This is a genomic window from Roseomonas sp. F4 (assembly GCF_053891155.1).
The window spans coordinates 1,234,972-1,250,898 of record NZ_JBSSHK010000001.1 but is presented as its reverse complement, the minus strand read 5'-3'; the positions used below and the strand labels follow the sequence as shown (position 1 = coordinate 1,250,898).

Below are 15,927 nucleotides of genomic sequence, written 5' to 3'. Positions count from 1 at the left end.
TCACTCCTCATCCATCCGCCGGGCCATGCCCGGCTGGCCTCAATCCGAGGCGACCATCAATTCCGCCAGCGCCGCCCGCCAGGGCTCCGGCAGGCGGGTCGGCCGCATTCCATCCGCGCGGACGCAGACCAGACCCACCTGGAGCCTGGCCAGCACCGCCTCATCCCCTGCCCGCAGGACCACCTGATCCAGGTCGAGCATGGCGGCGCCGAAACCCTTTACCCGAGTCGCGACGACCACGGACTCATCGAGCCGGGCGGGCGCCACATACTCCACTTCAATGCGCCGCACCACGAGCATCGCATTGTAACGCTCCATCATAAGTGCATGGGGCAAGTGCATGGCGCGCAAGGATTCGGTCCGCGCACGTTCGGCCCATTTCAGGTAGTTGGCGTGATAGGCGATGCCCCCCGCATCCGTGTCGTCGAAGTAGACACGCATCTCATGGCGATGCTCTGTCGGTTTTTTGACCATTCGCCCCGTCCGCGCCTCAATCCAGCCGGTCATCCAGCGGCGGGTTGCCCGCCAGCAGGTCGAGCTGGGCGGCGATGGTGGAGGGCGGCATCAGGCCGAGATGGCGCCAGCCCGGCTCCCCCAGCATCCGACCGCGCGGCGTGCGCAGCACCAAGCCCTCCTGGATCAGGAAGGGTTCCACCACCTCCTCCAGCGTGTCGCGGCTTTCGGCGAGCGCCGCGGCCAGCGTCTCCACCCCCACCGGGCCGCCATTATGGTGCTCGGCGATGCGGCGGAGGTACCGGCGGTCCTGCGCATCGAGGCCCAGCGCATCGACCTCGAGCCGCAGCAGGGCGCCATCCACCATGGGCCGATCGGCCGCGCGGCCGGAGACCAGCGCGAAATCCCGGATGCGGCGCAGCAGGCGGCCGGCGACGCGCGGCGTGCCACGGGATCGCCTAGCGATTTCCAGCGCGCCATCCTCGGTCAGGGCGAAGCCGAGCTTTTCCGCGCCGCGCCGGACGATCAGCAGCAATTCCTCGACTTCATAGAATTGCAGACGGAGCGGGATGCCGAAGCGGTCGCGCAAGGGCTGGGTCAGCAGGCCGGCGCGGGTGGTGGCGCCGACAAGGGTGAAGGGCGGCAGGTCGATGCGCACGGTGCGCGCCGCCGGCCCCTCCCCGATGATGAGGTCGAGGCAGTAATCCTCCATCGCCGGATACAGCGTCTCTTCAATCGCCGGCTGCAGGCGGTGGATCTCGTCGACGAAGAGCACGTCGCGGGGCTGAAGGTTGGTCAGGATCGCGGCCAGGTCCCCCGCCCTTTGCAGGATCGGGCCGGAGGTGGCGCGAAAACCGACGCCCAGCTCGCGGGACACAATCTGTGCCAATGTGGTCTTGCCCAGGCCGGGCGGGCCGAACAGCAGCACATGGTCCATCGCCTCCGCGCGCTGCCGCGCGGCGCCAATGAACACCTGCAAATTCTCGCGCAGCGGCTTCTGGCCGATGAAATCGGACAGGGTCTGGGGACGCAGGCTGCCCTCCGCGCCATCCTCCTCCTGCCGCGCACCGCCCGTCAGGCGATCGGTTTCGCTCATCTGGGCGCCATCTCCTTCAGCGCCTCGGTGATCAGCGCGGCGAGCGGCGCGTCATCGCCCAGGCGGCGGGCGCCGCGGGCGACGGCGGCGGCGGCCTCCGGGCGCTTCCAGCCGAGATTGACCAGGGCCGAGACCGCATCCGCCTGCGGCCCGGCGGGTTCGGGGGTGGGCAGGGCCTCCCCGGCGCCGACACCATCGGCATCCGGCATGGCGCGGCCCACCGCCCATTTCTGCATCGCCGGCTCGTCCACGATGCGGGTGGCTGTGGCGGCGCCGAGGCCCTTCACATCGGCCAGGCGCTTGCGTTCCTTGGACGCGATGGCGCGGGCAAGGTCGCCGGGGGTAAGGCCGGAGAGGACCAGCAGCGCCTTCTGGGGGCCGACCGTCTTCACTTCGATCAAGGCGAGGAAGGCGTCGCGCTCGGTGGCATCGTAGAAGCCGAAGAGGGTGATGGCGTCCTGGCTGACGCGGGTTTCCACGAGCAGCTTTTGGACACCGTCCTTGGCGGTCAGGCGGTCGAGGGTCTTGCGGGAGCAATGGACCAGGTAGCCGACGCCGTTGACGTCGAGCACGCAGGCGCCGTCCTCGACGGAGTCCACCAGGCCGCGGAGGGAGCCGATCATGGGAGGGAGTTCTCCACCCGACGCGACAAAGCCCTCTCCACCCGAAGGGGGGGGAGGGTTGGGTGGGGGGGGCGCGGCAGGATGGCAAAGCCCCCCCCACCCCGACCCTCCCCCCCCTTCGGGTGGAGAGGGAGAAACGGCCCCCTCACGACGCCGCCCTCGCCACCGCCGCCGAAAAGGCATTCCGGGTGGACCGGTGATGCGCGTGGCAGATGGCGATCGCCAGCGCATCCGCCGCATCGGCCCGCTTGAAGGTCACACCCGGCAGCAGGTGCCGCACCATCGCCTGGACCTGTTCCTTTGCCGCATGGCCATTGCCGACCACGGCGCGCTTGACCTCCATCGCGCCATATTCCCGTACCACCAGCCCGGCCAAGGCCGGCGCCAGCAGCACCACGCCGCGCGCCTGGCCGAGCTTCAGCGCCGATTCGGGGTTGCGGGCGACATAGGTGTGCTCGACAGCCGCCTCATCCGGGGATTGCGCGGCGATCACCGCGGCCAGCCCGTTGTGCAGCGTCAGCAGGCGATGATGCAGGTCATCCTTGGCAAGGGTCGAAACCACGCCCTCCGCGCAGAAGCGCAGGCGAAAACCGTCATGCTCCACCAGCCCCCAGCCGGTGTGCTGGAGGCCTGGGTCGAGGCCGAGGATGCGAATCGGGCGGGTGGCCATGGCCCTTCATAGCAGAAGGAGGCCCCTACCCCAGCACCGCCAGCCCATCCGCCGCCCGCACCCCCTGCCCTTCCGGCAGGACGAAGAGCGGGTTGATCTCGGCCTCCAGCAGCCGCTCGCCCAGCGCCTCCCCCATGCGGGAGAAGGCGAGCACCGCATCCACCAGCGCCGGCACATCGGCCGGCGGCGCGCCACGGAAGCCGGCGAGGACGCGGGCGATCTTCAGGCCGCTCACCATCTGCTCGGCGTCCTGACGGGACAGCGGCAGCATCCGCAGCTGGGTATCGCCAAACACCTCCGCCGCCGTGCCGCCGGCGCCGAGCAGCACGGCGCTGCCCAGATGCGGGTCGCGGACGATGCCCAGAATCATCTCGATGCCGCCGGAGATCTGTTCCTGCACCAGCAGGCCCTCGGCGTCGGGCAGTTTGGCCAGCAGCGCGGTGCCGACCTCTGCCACGCGGTCGGGCGTGACGTTCAGCACTACGCCGCCGATGTCGGATTTGTGGGCCAGATCGCGCGCCAGCAGCTTCACCACCAGACGCGGGCCCAGGCCCTCGGCCGCCTGCTGCGCGGCGATGGGGGTCACGGCGCTGACCTCGCGGGTGGCGGCGATGCCGAAATGGGCGAAGAGCGTCTTGCTCTCCGCCTCGTTCAGCTTGCCATGGCGGAGACCCATCGGGGCGGCCTCCGCGCGGGATTCGGCCGCCTGGACGGCGGGACGCGCCAGCGCGGCCAGAATGGCGGCGATACCCTCCGGCGTCGAGCTGGCGGGCACGCCACGCGCATTCAGCCCGCCGGCGATCGCGGGCGCATGCGGGCTGACATAGGCGATGACCGGCTTCGGAGAGTCGCCGCGCGCTTCCAGCATCGCATCGGCCACCAGTTCCGGCTGCGCGAGGGCGGAGCTGCCGACAACGACCACCAACGAATCATAGCCATCGCTGTCCAGCAGCGTGCGGATGGCGCCGCGGAACAGGTCGGGGCGCACCCCGGCGAGGGTCACGTCCACCGGATTGCCGACCGGCGCCTCCCCCAGCAGTGCGGCGAGCTTGTCGCGCACGCCGGCATCCGGCGCCGGCAGGCTGCCACCGGCCAGCCCCACCGCATCCGCCACCAGCGCGCCGGCGCCGCCCGTCGAGGTCAGCACCGCCACCCGGAACCCGGCGGCGCGGCGGCCCTGCGCCAGCGCGGCCGGGACTTCGAGCAGATCGGAAAAACGCTCCGCCCGGATCACGCCAAGGCCGGCGAAAAAGGCGTCATACATCCGGTCCGCCCCGGCCATGGCGCCGGTGTGGGAGATGGCGGCCAGCGCCCCGGCCTCGCTGCGGCCGACCTTGAAGGCGACGACCGGCTTGCCAGCGGCGGCGGCACGAAGTGCTGCGGCGCGGAAGCGCGCGGGGTTGCGCAGCCCTTCCAGGTACAGCGCGATGGCAGTCGTCGCCGGGTCATCGACCAGCGCGTCCAGCACCTCCGCCACCTCGATATCGCCCTCATTGCCGGTGGCGATCAGCTTGGCGAAGCCGATGCCCGCCGCCGCGCCGCGCGACAGCAGCGCCCCCAGAATGCCGCCGGATTGGGAGACCACGGAAAGCCCGCCGGGGGGCAGGTTCTCGAATTCCAGCGCGCCGGAGGCACTCAGCACGATGTGGTCGGTCAGATTCACCACGCCGATGGTGTTGGGCCCCAGCAGGCGCATGGCGCCCGCCGCGCGCTTCAGGGCGGATTGCTTTTCCGCGCCTTCCTCGCCCGTTTCGCCATAGCCGCCGGCCAGCACGATGGCGGCCTGGCAGCCCTTGGCCGCCAGGTCCCGCACGGCCTGTTCGGCGCGTTCCGGCCCGACCAGCACGATGCCCACATCCGGCGCGCCGGGCAGGCTGGCCACGTCCTTGTAGCAGGGGAGCCCGGCGATCTCGGTGGCGCGCGGATTCACCGGCCAGACATCGCCGGAAAATCCGTGCCGCAGCAGATATCCCACCGGCCGCCCGCCGGTCTTGGTGGCGTCGGCGGAAGCGCCGACCACCGCCACGCTGCGCGGGCGCAGCAGCGCCTGGAACGCGCTCACTTCTTCGACTTCTCGAGGAAGGCGGCGACGGAGGCCCGGTGTTCGGCCGTGGTGTAGCAGATCGCCTGCGACTGGCTGCCGATCGCCAGCACGTTTTCGAAGGTACTCTCCAGGCTGCGGTCCAGCGTCGCCTTCGCGAGTGCGAGCGCCGCGATGGAATGGGTGCCCATCTGCGCCGCCCATTCCTGGGCCGCCGTGGCAAGCTCCGCATCCGGCACCACGCGATCAGCGAGGCCGATGGTCAGCGCCTCCGCCGCATCGACGCGCCTTGCGGTGAAAACCAGCTCCTTCGCACGCGCCAGCCCGACGCGCCGCGGCAGGAAATACATGCCGCCGCCATCCGGGATCAGCCCGCGCGCCAGAAAGCTCATGGTGAAGCTGGCGGATTCCCCGCACAGCAAAAAGTCGCAGGCCAGCGCCACATCGGCGCCGAGCCCCGCCGCCGGGCCGTTCACCGCCGCGATCACCGGCTTCGGCATGTGGTGCAGCAGCGTCACCGCGCGATGGGTGCGCGCCTGGCGCCGCCAGCCATTGATGGCGACATCCTCCGGCGGCGCTTCCAGGCGGTTCTTCATGCCGCGCACATCGCCGCCGGCACAGAAGGCGGTGCCGGCGCCGGTGACGACCAGCGCCTTGATCGCCGGATCCGCCGCCACCGCCTCCAGCGCTTCGATCATCTCGCCGCGCATGGCGTCGTCGATGGCGTTGCGCACTTTTGGCCGGTTGAGGGTCAGCGTCGCAATGCCGCTGTCGATCGTGAGGAGGATGGCGTCGGACATATGGCCGAAAAATCCTTACTGGGCGCGGAGGTTGGCGCGCTCGACCACGCGCGACCAGCGCTCACGGTCGGCGGCGAGGAGCCGGGTGAAATGCGCGGGCTCGGGGCTGGGCGTGATCTCGTCCACGCCGGCGGCGATCAGGCGGCGCTTGACCTCATCCTGGTTGATCGCGGCCACGGCGGCCGCGTGCAGAATGGCGATGCGGTCCGGCGGCGTCGCGCCCGGCGCGAGGAAGCCGTACCAGGTGGCACTGTCGAGTTCCGGAAAGCCCTGCTCCACGCTGGTGGAGAGATCAGGCAACGCCACGCTGCGCGTCTGGCCGGCGATGGCGATGGCGCGGATCTTCTCCGCCTCGATATGCGGCTGAAGGGGGGCGGAGGCATTGGTCAGCAGGTCCAGCCGCCCGGCGATCAGGTCGTTCAGGGCCGGGCCGGTGCCGCGGTAGTGGATCGGCTCCATCTCGATGCCCAGCACCACGCCGATCATCGCGCCCAGCGCATGGCCATTGGTGCCGACGCCCGGCGTGCCATAGCGCAGCGGCTCCCCGCGCGCCTTCGCCAAGGCCTGCAATTCGCGCAGGTTGGTCGCGCGGACACTGGGGTGGATGGTGATGACGTTGGGCGAGGCGCCGAGATAGGCCACCGCCGCAAAATCCTTCACCGGATCATAGGGCAGCCGCGCCTGGACCAGGGAGGAGATCACGAAGCTGCCGGAGCCGGCGAGCAGGATGGTGTGGCCATCGGGCTCCGCCTTCGCCACCGCGTCATTGCCCAGCAACCCGCCGGCGCCACCGCGATTTTCCACGACCACCGGCTGGCCCAGGCGCTGGGCCATGGCGTCGCCGAGCATGCGGCCGACCACGTCATTGCTGCCGCCGGCGGTGAAGGGGATGACCATGCGCACCGGACGGCTCGGAAAGGCCTGGGCGGCGGCGCCGCGCGGCAGGATGGCGGGGGCGGCCAGGGCGGCGAGCCCGAGCAGGGCGTCTCTCCGGGTGATCATGGATCTGTCCTCCAATGGTTGGCGACCTTCATGCGGGTCCGCGCAAGGGTTGTATCTGGCCTGACGATCACGGCTTTGCCAGCCCGCAATCCTTGCCCTACCCCAAGCTGAGTTTATGCTGGGTGGAATGCCCGACCCCCTGCCACCCCTCGCCGCGCTGCGCACCTTCGCCCTGGTGGCGGAGACCGGCAGCCTGACCGCCGCCGGCGCCCGGCTGAACCTGACCCAGCCCGCCATCAGCCGGCGCATCCGTGAACTGGAAGCCGCACTCGGCGTGACGCTGGTGCATCGCGGCGCCAATGCGCTGCGCCTGACGGAGGAGGGGCTGCGCTACGCCGCCGCGCTGCAACAGGCTTTTGCCGGCATCGCCGCGGCCACCTTGGAGTTGCGCGGCACCGCCGCCGCGCCGCTGCGCATCCGCGCCTATACCACCTGGGCGATGCGCTGGCTGATCCCCCGCCTGCCCCGTTTTCGCGACCGGCATCCGGGGTTGGAGGTGGAGGTGGTGACCTCCACCAGCCCCGCCGTGGATTTCGCGCGGGAGGGTCTGGACGCCGCGATCCGCACAGCGCCGGCCGGCACGCCACCGATGCGGGGCGCGGTGCGGTTGCAGGCGGTGCATGTCGCGCCCTTCGCTGCGCCCGCTGCCGCGCGGCAGGGGCTGGACCGTCTGACCTGGCTCGGCAGCCGGGTTCGGCCGCGCGACTGGGGAAGCTGGTGCGCCGCCGCCGGCCTCGCCCTGCCCGCCGCCCCGCCCTTGCTGTTCGAGAGCACCTCGCTGGCCATCCAGGCGGCGCTGGAAGGGCTGGGCGTGGTGATCTGCACGCCGGATTTCGTGGAGGAGGAGGTGCGCCGCCGCCGACTGCGGCGCCTGTCCCCCATCTCCGCCGCGACCGGCGATCATTACTGGTTGCTGCTGCCGCCCGGCCCGCCACGCGGCGGCGGCGAGGCCTTTCGGGACTGGCTGCTGGAGGAAGCGCGCGCGGGGCGCTGAACCGCCCCCGTGTCACGCAAACGAAATCTATTCGTCATCGGCGCGTCGCAGGGCGTGGCTAAACGCCGCCCATGTCCACAGCCCCCGCCACCCGCGGCGAAATCCGCCTGCGCAGTCTCGCCAAGACCTTCGACACGATGCGGGCCCTGGATGAGGTGAGCCTGGTGGCGGCGCCTGGCCGTTTCGTCGTGCTGCTCGGGCCTTCGGGCTGCGGCAAGTCGACCCTGCTGCGCGTGCTGGCCGGGCTGGAAGCGCCGAGCCAGGGCGAGGTCTGGATCAATGGCCGCGACGCCGCCGCCCTGCCGCCGGCGGCGCGCGGCATCGCCATGGTGTTCCAGTCCTACGCGCTGTTCCCGCATCTGTCGGTGGCGGAGAACATCGTCTTCGGCCTGCGCGCGCGGGGCGTGGCGCGTGGTGAGCGTGATGCGCGGCTGACGCGCACCGCGGGGATGATGAGGCTTGCCGGGCTGCTCGACCGCCGACCCTCGCAGCTTTCAGGCGGGCAGCAGCAGCGCGTGGCGCTGGCGCGCGCCGTGGTGGCGGAAGCGCCGATCTGCCTGATGGACGAACCGCTGTCGAACCTCGACGCCAAGCTGCGGACCGAGATGCGACGCGAGATCCGCGCGCTGCAACAGCGGCTTGGCATCACCATGGTCTATGTCACCCACGACCAGGCCGAGGCGATGAGCATGGCCGACCAGGTCGTGCTGATGCGCGACGGGCGCGTCGAGCAGGATGCGACGCCGGCCGAGCTCTATGCCCGCCCCGCCACCACTTTTGCGGCGAGCTTCATCGGCACGCCGCCGATGTCCCTGCTGCGCCTGGTCGCCGGGGCGCAGGGCGCGGAAGTGGCCGGCGCGCCCGGCCTTGTCGTCGCGCCCGCCAACGCCGCAGGCGCCACGCTGGGCATCAGGCCGGAGGAGGTGGTGCCGACCGATGGCGCCGGCCTGCCAGTGCGCGTGATGGCCGCGGAATTCCTCGGTGCGGAGACAGTGCTGGCCTGCGCCGTGGGCGAAGGGCCGGAGGTGATGCAGGCCCGCATCCCCGGCCACCACGCCTTGCCCGCCGGCACTCATCTGCGCCTGCGCATGCCGCCGGCGTGGCATCTGTTCGACGCTGCCACCGGCCGGCGCCTGCCGGAACCGGCGCGCGAAACCGCTTACGCCTGACACAGGAGCGCCTTCGCATGACCATCACCCGCCGGCTTGCCCTCGGCAGCCTGGCCGCCGCCCCGCTGCTCGCTGCCCCTGCGCTGCGCGCACAGGCCCCGGTCGAGATCGTGTTCAACTACCCGATCGCGGTGGGCGGCCCGATCACCCGCATCATCGATGGCTATTGCGAGGACTTCGCCCGCGCCAATCCCGGCTTCCGGGTGAAGCCGATCTATGCCGGTTCCTACCAGGACACGCTGACGAAGACGCTGACGGCGATGCGCGGCGGGGATGCGCCGCATCTGGCCTGCCTGCTCGCCGTCGATATCTTTACCCTGATCGGCGAGGACGCGGTGGTGGCCTGGGACGATCTGCCCGGCGCCGAGCGCGGCTGGCTGGACGGCTTCTATCCGGGTTTTCTCGAGAACAGCCGCACGGCGGGCAAGACCTGGGGCATTCCCTTCCAGCGCTCCACGGTCGTGATGTACTGGAACAAGGAGGCTTTCCGCGAAGCAGGCCTGGACCCCGAGACACCGCCGGCGGACTGGGCGCAGCAGATGGAATTCGCCCAGAAGCTGACGAAGCGGCAGGGCGATGCGACCAGTCAGTGGGGCCTGCAGATCCCGTCCTCCGGCTTCCCCTATTGGCTGTTCCAGGGCCTGACGACCCAGAACGACGTCCGGCTGATGAATGCCGAAGGCAACCGCACCAACTTCGCCGACCCGAAGGTGGCGGAGGCGCTGCAGTACTGGATGGACCTGTCGATGAAGCACCGCGTGCATCCCGCGGGCATCGTCGAATGGGGCACCACGCCGCGCGACTTCTTCGAGCGCAAGGTGGCGATGATGTGGACCACCACGGGCAACCTGACGAATGTCCGCGCCAACGCCCCCTTCCCCTTCGGCGTCGGCATGCTGCCCGCCGGCAAGCGCCGCGGCAGCCCGACCGGCGGCGGCAACCTGTACCTGTTCAAGTCGGCGAGCCCTGCGCAGCGTGAGGGTGCGGTGAAGTTCGCGAAGTTCCTGACGACGCCGGAACGCGCCGCGCAATGGGGCATCGACACCGGCTATGTGGCGGTGACGCCCGAAGCTTTCGAGACGCCCGTGATGCGCGCGCATGTCGCCGGCTTCCCCGCGGCCGCCGTCGCCCGCGACCAGCTGGAATTCGCGGTGGCCGAGCTTTCGACGCAGGAGAATCAGCGCGTCACCAAGGCGCTGAACGACAACCTCCAGGCCGCCCTCACCAGCCGCAAGCAGGCCGCCCCCGCCATGGCCGACGCCCAGGCCGAGGCCGAACGCATTCTTCGCAGCTACCGCTGAGAGAGGATTTTCGACCATGATCCAGATGACACGACGCGCCGCCATCCTGGCCGGCGCCAGCCTGCTGGCAACGCCGGCGCTGCTGCGCGCACAGGCCGTGCGCGAGTTGACCTTCTACTACCCGATCGCCGTTGGCGGCCCGATCCCGCGCATCATCGACGGCTATTGCGAGGCGTTCCAGCGCGAGACCGGCATCAAGGTGAACCCGGTCTATTCCGGCGCCTATGGCGAGACCCTGACCAAGGCCGTCACCGCCATCCGCGGCGGCGCGGGCCCGCATTTCTCCGTGCTGCTGGCGGCCGAGCTGCACAGCCTGCGCGACATGGACATCCTGGCCCCCTTCGAGGACATCGAGGGCGCCGGCAACCTGGCCGCCTGGACCGACGGCTTCTTCCCCGCCTTCATGGCGAACAGCAAGGCGGGCGGCAAAACCTGGTCCGTGCCGTTCCAGCGCTCCACCGCCGTCTACTACTACAACAAGGACATGTTCCGCGCCGCCGGCCTGGACCCCGAGGCGCCGCCGCGGACCTGGGCGCAGCTGATCGAGGCCGGCCGCAAGCTGACCCAGGACGGCAAGTGGGGCGTGAAGATGTCCAACAGCGCCGGCAACGGCCAATGGACCTTTGGCGCCATGGCGAATCAGGTCGGCCACAAGCTGATGAACGATGCCGGCACCGAGACCTACTTCACCGATCCGCGCGCCATCGAGGCCGCGAATTTCTGGCGCGGCCTGGCCTTCGACAGCCGCATCACGCCGCAGGGCACGATCGACTGGGGCGTGCTGGCGCCGGACTTCCTGAACCAGACCACGGCGATGATCTGGTCCACCACCGGCAACCTGACGAACATGCGCACCAATGCGAAGTTCAACTTCGGCGTGGCCGGCCTGCCGGGCAAGGAAAGCCCGCGCACCGTGGTGGGCGGCGGCAACCTCTACATCTTCAAGAACGCCTCACCGGCGGAGCAGGCCGCGGCGCTACGCTTCGCCCGCTTCGTGGCGGCGCCGGAACTGGCGGCCGACTGGTGCATGAAGACCGGCTACCTCGCCACCCGCATGGATGCCTGGGAGACGGAGAGCCTGCGCCGCTACACCGCCGAATTCCCGGCCGCACTGGTGGCCAAGGAACAGATCCCGGTCGCGACCGGCGAGCTCTCCACCTATGAGAGCCAGCGCATCTACAAGGCGCTGAACGACAACCTCCAGGCGCTGCTCTCCGGCAGCAAGATCGCGGAACGCGCCATGGCCGACACCCAGGCCGAAGCCGACCGCGCGCTCCGCCCCTTCCGCCGCGCCTGATTTTTCGCCAGCCTCTCTCCCTTCCTGGGGGAGAGGCTGGCCTACCAGGACAAAGACCGCCTGATGCCATCCCGCACCACGCTCCACGCCTGGCTGATGCTGACGCCCGCGCTGGTGCTGCTGATCGGCTTCACGCACTACCCGGCCATCGCTACGCTGTGGCATTCCTTCTTCTCCACGCCGCGCGCCAACCGCCCCGCCCGCTTCATCGGCGCCGAGAACTATCTGGCGCTGGCCGAGGACCCGGTGTTCTGGCAGGCGCTGTGGAACAACCTGATCTATGCCGGCGCCACTATCCCGCTCTCCATCGGGCTGTCGCTGGCCATGGCGATCTGGGTGAACGGCAAGCTTTCGGGCCGCACCGCGCTGCGCATCGCCTATTTCACGCCGACCGTGCTGCCGATGATCGCCGTCGCGAACCTCTGGCTGTTCTTCTACACGCCCGATTACGGGCTGCTGGACCAGATCACCCGCGCGCTGTTCGGCTGGGGCCCCACCAACTGGATCGGGCAGCGGGAGACCGCGCTGGGCGCGATGATCGCGGTGGCCGTCTGGAAGGAAGCCGGCTTCTTCATGATCTTCTACTTGGCCGCCCTGCAAGCGATTCCGCCGAACCTGTATGAGGCAGCGGCGATCGAGGGCGCGTCCCGCGCGCGGGTCTTCTTCCGCGTGACGCTGCCGCTGCTGGGGCCGACCACGCTGTTCATCGCGGTGAATGCGGTGATCAACGGCTTCCGACTGGTGGACCATATCATCGTCATGACGCGCGGTGGGCCGGACAATGCGACGGCGCTGTTGCTGACGATGATCTACGACCTCGGCTTCCGCTTCTGGGATACGGCGACGGCGGCGGCGCTGACCGTGGTGCTGCTGGTGATCCTGGCGCTGACAGCGGCGCTGCAATTCCTTTTCGCCGCCAAGCGGGTGCATTACCGATGAGCGCCACCACCCTGCCCCAGGCGCTGGCCCTGCCCCGCTTCGGCACCATCCTGGAGACGGCCGCGGCCTGGCTGCTGGCGCTGGTCTGGGTGGCGCCGCTGCTTTACGCCCTCTGGGCCGCGATCCACCCGACCGGCTATGCGACGCGCTTCGAGCTCTTGGCGCCGCTGACGCTCTCCAACTTCGCGGCGGCCTGGGAGGCGGCGCCCTTCGGTCGCTACTTCCTGAACACCTTTGTCCTCGTGAGCATGGTGCTGGTCGCGCAGTTCGTGCTCTGCACCCTCGCCGCCTTCGCCTTCGCCCGCGCCGCGTTCTGGGGCAGCGGCATCCTGTTCGGGCTGGTGCTGGTGCAGCTGATGATCATGCCGGACATCCTGCTGGTCGAGAACTACCGCACCATGCGCGCGCTGGGGCTGGTGGATACGATCCTCTCCATCGGCTTGCCTTATATGGCCAGCGCCTTCGGCATTTTTCTGCTGCGGCAGACCTTCAAGCAGGTGCCGAAGGAGCTGGAGGAGGCAGCGCGGGTCGAGGGGTGTGGGACCCTCGGCATCCTGCTGCGCGTCTATGTGCCGTTGGCGAAGCCGACCTACCTCGCCTATGGGCTGACCAGCGTGTCCTATCACTGGAACAATTTTCTCTGGCCGCTGGTCATCACCAACAGCGTGGAGACGCGACCGCTGACGGTGGGCTTGTCCGTCTTCGCCTCCACCGACCAGGGGATCGACTGGGCGATCATCAGCGCGGCGACGCTGATGACCTCCGCGCCGCTGCTACTCGGCTTCCTGCTGTTCCAGCGTCAGTTCGTGCAGTCCTTCATGCGGGCCGGAATCAAGTGATCCGTGCCAGGTAGTCGTGGCCCATCCGCGCGTAGGTCAGCGGATGCGCCTTGGCCGGATCCTGCTCCGCCTCCACCACCAGCCAGCCCTCGTAATCGGGGAGCTGGGCGAAGACGGCCGGATAATCCACGCAGCCATCGCCAGGCACGGTGAAGACGCCTTCCAGCACGGAATCCAGGAAGGACAGGTTCCGCCGCAGCACGTCCTGCATCACCAACGCGCGGATATCCTTGCAATGCACATGCACGACCCGCGCCGCGTGGCGCTTGGCGGCGCGCGCCGGATCGCCGCCGGCAAAGGTCAGGTGGCCCGTGTCCAGCAGCAGGCCGACATCCCGCGTGCCTGCCATCAGACGGTCCACCTCGGACTCAGCCTCGATCACCGTGCCCATGTGGTGGTGGTACGCCATGGCGAGGCCGCGCGCCTTCAGCCGGCGCGCCATCTCGTCCAGCCGTGGCAGCAACACATCCCATTCCGCATCGCTCAGCACCGGGCGGTGATGCAGCGGTGTCTGCTTCTCGCCATGGACGCTGCCCGTCACCTCGCAATGCACCATGGCGTTGCAGCCCATCGCGGCCAGCAGCGCGATGTGTGGCTCGGCCGCTGCCATCTCGGCGTCCACGTCGCGTTCCAGCAGGTTGGAGCCGTACCAGCCGGAGACCAGCGCCAAGCCGTGCGCCTCGAGGATCGGCTTCAACTGCCCGGCGACGCGGGGAAACTTGTTGCCCAGCTCCACCCCGGCAAAGCCCGCCAGCTTCGCCTCCGCCAGACAGGTCTCGAGCGGGGTTTCCGCGCCGAGCTCCGGCATGTCGTCATTCGTCCAGGTCAGCGGGTTGATCCCGAGCCGCACACGCATCTTCGTCACGCTCCGCTGCCCCGCTTGCGCAGGGCGGTTTCATAGGATTTGCGGGCCGCTTCCTGCGCCGCGCCGCGCGGGGCGGCCGAAACCGGCACCTCCCACCAGGCGCCGCCCTCCGCCGTGCTGGCGGCCGGGTCGGTGTCGATCACGACGACACTTGTGCGCTTCGCTGACAGCGCCTTAGGCAGAGCTGCCTCCAGCTCCGCGACATTGGCGACCTTCACCGCCTGCGCCCCGAGCGCCCGCGCATGCGCCGCAAAATCCACGCGCGGCGCGGCATCGGCCAGCAGGTTGAGGAAGGGCGCGCCGCCGGTGCCCTGTTGCAGTCGGCTGATGCAGCCAAAGCCGCGATTGTCGAGCACCACGATGGTCAGCTTGGCGCCAAGTGCGACGCTGGTCGCGATCTCGCTGTTCATCATCAGGTAGCTGCCATCGCCCACCAGCACCACCACCTCCCGCTTCGGGGCCGCCAGTTTAGCGCCCAGCCCGCCGGCGATCTCGTAGCCCATGCAGGAGAAGCCGTATTCCAGGTGGTAGGAGACGGGGTCCGTCGCCCGCCACAGCTTGTGCAGCTCCCCCGGCAATCCGCCAGCCGCGCAGACCACGATGCCATCCGAAGGCATGGCCCGCTGCACCGCGCCGATCACCTGCGCATCCGAAGGCAGGCCGGGGTCGCGCGGCTTGGGTGCCGCGGTCGCCTTTTCCACCGCGCGATGCCAGCGGCCCGTCGCGGTCACCGCGCGTTCCTGCCAGGGGCGCGGCGCCTCCCACCGCCCGAGCGCGGCGGTGATGGCGGCGAGGCCCCTTCCGGCATCGGCGATCAGCGGCTGCGCGCCATGTTTCGCGGCGTCGAAGCCGGCGACATTCAGCCCGATCAATGCGGCCTGTCCGAACAGCGCACGGGACCCTGTGGAAAAATCCTGCAAGCGGGTGCCCACGGCCAGGATCACATCCGCCTTCTCCGCCAACCCGTTCGCGGCCGTGCTGCCGGTGACGCCGATGCCGCCGGCATTGCGGGGATGATCCCAGGAAAGGCTGCCCTTGCCCGCCTGGGTTTCGGCCACCGGCACGCCATGGCGCTGGGCGAAGTCGGCCAGGGCCTGGCTGGCGCCGGCATATTTCACGCCCCCACCGGCCAGGATCAGCGGACGCTTCGCCTCCCGGAGTGTCGCCACGGCCTCGCGCAGTTCCTGCTGGTCGGGCTCCGGCGCGCGGGGGCGGTGCAGGCGCTTGCGGAAGAATTCGGTGGGCCAGTCGAAGGCCTCGGTCTGCACATCCTGCGGGAAGGCGATGGTGGCCGGGCCGCATTCCGCCGGGTCGGTCAGCACCCGCAGCGCCGCCGGCAGAGCCGCCAGAAGCTGCTCCGGCCGCATGATCCGGTCGAAATAGCGGGAGACAGGCCGGAAGCAGTCATTGGCCGAGACGGTGCCGTCGCCAAAACACTCCACCTGCTGCAACACCGGGTCCGGCTGGCGGCTGGCAAAAATGTCGCCCGGCAGGAACAGCACGGGCAGGCGGTTCACATGGGCCAGGGCGGCCGCGGTGACCATGTTGGTCGCGCCCGGCCCGATAGAGGTGGTGCAGGCCATCATCCGCCGCCGCGCATGGGTCTTGGCATAGGCGATGGCGGCATGCGCCATGGCCTGCTCGTTATGCGCCCGAAAAGCCGGCAGCGACTTGCCCATGGCCTGCAGGGCCGGGCCGAGTCCCGCCACATTGCCATGGCCGAAGATCGCCCAGACGCCGCCGAACAGGGGCACCGTGCGACCTTCCAACTCGGTCATCTGGGCGGCCAGGAAGCGCCAGGTGGCCTCGGCGGCGGTCAGGCGTATGGTGGCCATGGA

15 protein-coding genes are annotated in these 15,927 nt (G+C 69.8%); 6 read left to right on the top strand and 9 right to left on the bottom strand.

All coding sequences use genetic code 11. The features are described from left to right. Positions 1-39: 39 nt before the first annotated feature. The 7 genes from ACVFYP_RS06090 to ACVFYP_RS06060 all read right to left on the bottom strand — a co-directional run bounded on the left by ACVFYP_RS06090 (position 40) and on the right by ACVFYP_RS06060 (position 6,685). Complete coding sequence (locus ACVFYP_RS06090; protein WP_499199227.1) at positions 40-507, bottom strand: YbgC/FadM family acyl-CoA thioesterase; 468 nt, start codon at positions 505-507, stop codon at positions 40-42. Beyond that, positions 491-1,549 (bottom strand): Holliday junction branch migration DNA helicase RuvB, encoded by a 1,059-nt coding sequence (ruvB, locus tag ACVFYP_RS06085; protein WP_499199226.1) that lies wholly within the window; start codon positions 1,547-1,549, stop codon positions 491-493. Before ruvB ends, ACVFYP_RS06090 begins: the two co-directional genes overlap by 17 nt. Next, the gene (ruvA, locus tag ACVFYP_RS06080) at positions 1,546-2,172 is read right to left on the bottom strand and encodes a Holliday junction branch migration protein RuvA (RefSeq protein ID WP_499199225.1); all 627 of its coding nucleotides are present in this window, start codon (positions 2,170-2,172) and stop codon (positions 1,546-1,548) included. The genes ruvB and ruvA overlap by 4 nt, the downstream gene beginning before the upstream one ends. A 145-nt stretch (positions 2,173-2,317) precedes the next feature. After that, positions 2,318-2,842, bottom strand: a complete 525-nt coding sequence (ruvC, locus tag ACVFYP_RS06075) for a crossover junction endodeoxyribonuclease RuvC (protein WP_499199224.1) — start codon at positions 2,840-2,842, stop codon at positions 2,318-2,320. Positions 2,843-2,867: 25 nt separating this feature from the next. After that, positions 2,868-4,904, bottom strand: coding sequence for an acetate--CoA ligase family protein (locus ACVFYP_RS06070; protein ID WP_499199223.1), 2,037 nt, complete (start codon positions 4,902-4,904; stop codon positions 2,868-2,870). Further along, on the bottom strand, positions 4,901-5,683 hold the full coding sequence (locus tag ACVFYP_RS06065; RefSeq protein ID WP_499199222.1) for an enoyl-CoA hydratase/isomerase family protein: 783 nt from the start codon (positions 5,681-5,683) through the stop codon (positions 4,901-4,903). Before ACVFYP_RS06065 ends, ACVFYP_RS06070 begins: the two co-directional genes overlap by 4 nt. A 15-nt stretch (positions 5,684-5,698) precedes the next feature. Next, positions 5,699-6,685: a Bug family tripartite tricarboxylate transporter substrate binding protein gene (locus ACVFYP_RS06060; RefSeq protein ID WP_499199221.1), complete on the bottom strand. Its 987-nt coding sequence runs from the start codon at positions 6,683-6,685 to the stop codon at positions 5,699-5,701. A gap of 127 nt (positions 6,686-6,812) precedes the next feature. On the opposite strand from ACVFYP_RS06060, the gene ACVFYP_RS06055 reads away from it, so the two are divergent. The 6 genes from ACVFYP_RS06055 to ACVFYP_RS06030 all read left to right on the top strand — a co-directional run bounded on the left by ACVFYP_RS06055 (position 6,813) and on the right by ACVFYP_RS06030 (position 13,224). Continuing rightward, the gene (locus ACVFYP_RS06055) at positions 6,813-7,679 is read left to right on the top strand and encodes a LysR substrate-binding domain-containing protein (RefSeq protein WP_499199220.1); all 867 of its coding nucleotides are present in this window, start codon (positions 6,813-6,815) and stop codon (positions 7,677-7,679) included. Between the two features lie 71 nt (positions 7,680-7,750). Beyond that, positions 7,751-8,848: an ABC transporter ATP-binding protein gene (locus tag ACVFYP_RS06050; RefSeq protein ID WP_499199219.1), complete on the top strand. Its 1,098-nt coding sequence runs from the start codon at positions 7,751-7,753 to the stop codon at positions 8,846-8,848. A gap of 17 nt (positions 8,849-8,865) precedes the next feature. Then, positions 8,866-10,149: an ABC transporter substrate-binding protein gene (locus tag ACVFYP_RS06045; RefSeq protein ID WP_499199218.1), complete on the top strand. Its 1,284-nt coding sequence runs from the start codon at positions 8,866-8,868 to the stop codon at positions 10,147-10,149. A gap of 16 nt (positions 10,150-10,165) precedes the next feature. Continuing rightward, the gene (locus tag ACVFYP_RS06040; RefSeq protein WP_499199217.1) at positions 10,166-11,446 is read left to right on the top strand and encodes an ABC transporter substrate-binding protein; all 1,281 of its coding nucleotides are present in this window, start codon (positions 10,166-10,168) and stop codon (positions 11,444-11,446) included. 63 nt (positions 11,447-11,509) lie between these two features. After that, positions 11,510-12,385 (top strand): carbohydrate ABC transporter permease, encoded by an 876-nt coding sequence (locus tag ACVFYP_RS06035; RefSeq protein WP_499199216.1) that lies wholly within the window; start codon positions 11,510-11,512, stop codon positions 12,383-12,385. Continuing rightward, positions 12,382-13,224 carry a carbohydrate ABC transporter permease gene (locus ACVFYP_RS06030; RefSeq protein WP_499199215.1) on the top strand — a complete coding sequence of 281 codons (843 nt, stop codon included), beginning with the start codon at positions 12,382-12,384 and terminating at the stop codon, positions 13,222-13,224. The genes ACVFYP_RS06035 and ACVFYP_RS06030 overlap by 4 nt, the downstream gene beginning before the upstream one ends. Here the strand turns inward: ACVFYP_RS06030 and iolE are convergent. Continuing rightward, complete coding sequence (gene iolE, locus ACVFYP_RS06025) at positions 13,217-14,080, bottom strand: myo-inosose-2 dehydratase (protein ID WP_499199548.1); 864 nt, start codon at positions 14,078-14,080, stop codon at positions 13,217-13,219. The two genes, ACVFYP_RS06030 and iolE, sit on opposite strands and share 8 nt — an antisense overlap. Before the next feature lie 5 nt (positions 14,081-14,085). After that, positions 14,086-15,924 carry a 3D-(3,5/4)-trihydroxycyclohexane-1,2-dione acylhydrolase (decyclizing) gene (iolD, locus tag ACVFYP_RS06020; RefSeq protein WP_499199214.1) on the bottom strand — a complete coding sequence of 613 codons (1,839 nt, stop codon included), beginning with the start codon at positions 15,922-15,924 and terminating at the stop codon, positions 14,086-14,088. Positions 15,925-15,927: the final 3 nt, after the last annotated feature.

Coding starts and splice junctions, on each gene's coding strand:
- ACVFYP_RS06035 (WP_499199216.1), top strand. CDS start 11,510: ATGCCATCCCGCACCACGCTCCACGCCTGGCTGATGCTGACGCCCGCG.
- ruvA (WP_499199225.1), bottom strand. CDS start 2,172: ATGATCGGCTCCCTCCGCGGCCTGGTGGACTCCGTCGAGGACGGCGCC.
- ACVFYP_RS06040 (WP_499199217.1), top strand. CDS start 10,166: ATGATCCAGATGACACGACGCGCCGCCATCCTGGCCGGCGCCAGCCTG.
- iolD (WP_499199214.1), bottom strand. CDS start 15,924: ATGGCCACCATACGCCTGACCGCCGCCGAGGCCACCTGGCGCTTCCTG.
- ACVFYP_RS06055 (WP_499199220.1), top strand. CDS start 6,813: ATGCCCGACCCCCTGCCACCCCTCGCCGCGCTGCGCACCTTCGCCCTG.
- ruvC (WP_499199224.1), bottom strand. CDS start 2,842: ATGGCCACCCGCCCGATTCGCATCCTCGGCCTCGACCCAGGCCTCCAG.
- ACVFYP_RS06050 (WP_499199219.1), top strand. CDS start 7,751: ATGTCCACAGCCCCCGCCACCCGCGGCGAAATCCGCCTGCGCAGTCTC.
- ruvB (WP_499199226.1), bottom strand. CDS start 1,549: ATGAGCGAAACCGATCGCCTGACGGGCGGTGCGCGGCAGGAGGAGGAT.
- ACVFYP_RS06065 (WP_499199222.1), bottom strand. CDS start 5,683: ATGTCCGACGCCATCCTCCTCACGATCGACAGCGGCATTGCGACGCTG.
- ACVFYP_RS06090 (WP_499199227.1), bottom strand. CDS start 507: ATGACCGGCTGGATTGAGGCGCGGACGGGGCGAATGGTCAAAAAACCG.
- ACVFYP_RS06030 (WP_499199215.1), top strand. CDS start 12,382: ATGAGCGCCACCACCCTGCCCCAGGCGCTGGCCCTGCCCCGCTTCGGC.
- ACVFYP_RS06060 (WP_499199221.1), bottom strand. CDS start 6,685: ATGATCACCCGGAGAGACGCCCTGCTCGGGCTCGCCGCCCTGGCCGCC.
- ACVFYP_RS06045 (WP_499199218.1), top strand. CDS start 8,866: ATGACCATCACCCGCCGGCTTGCCCTCGGCAGCCTGGCCGCCGCCCCG.
- iolE (WP_499199548.1), bottom strand. CDS start 14,080: ATGCGTGTGCGGCTCGGGATCAACCCGCTGACCTGGACGAATGACGAC.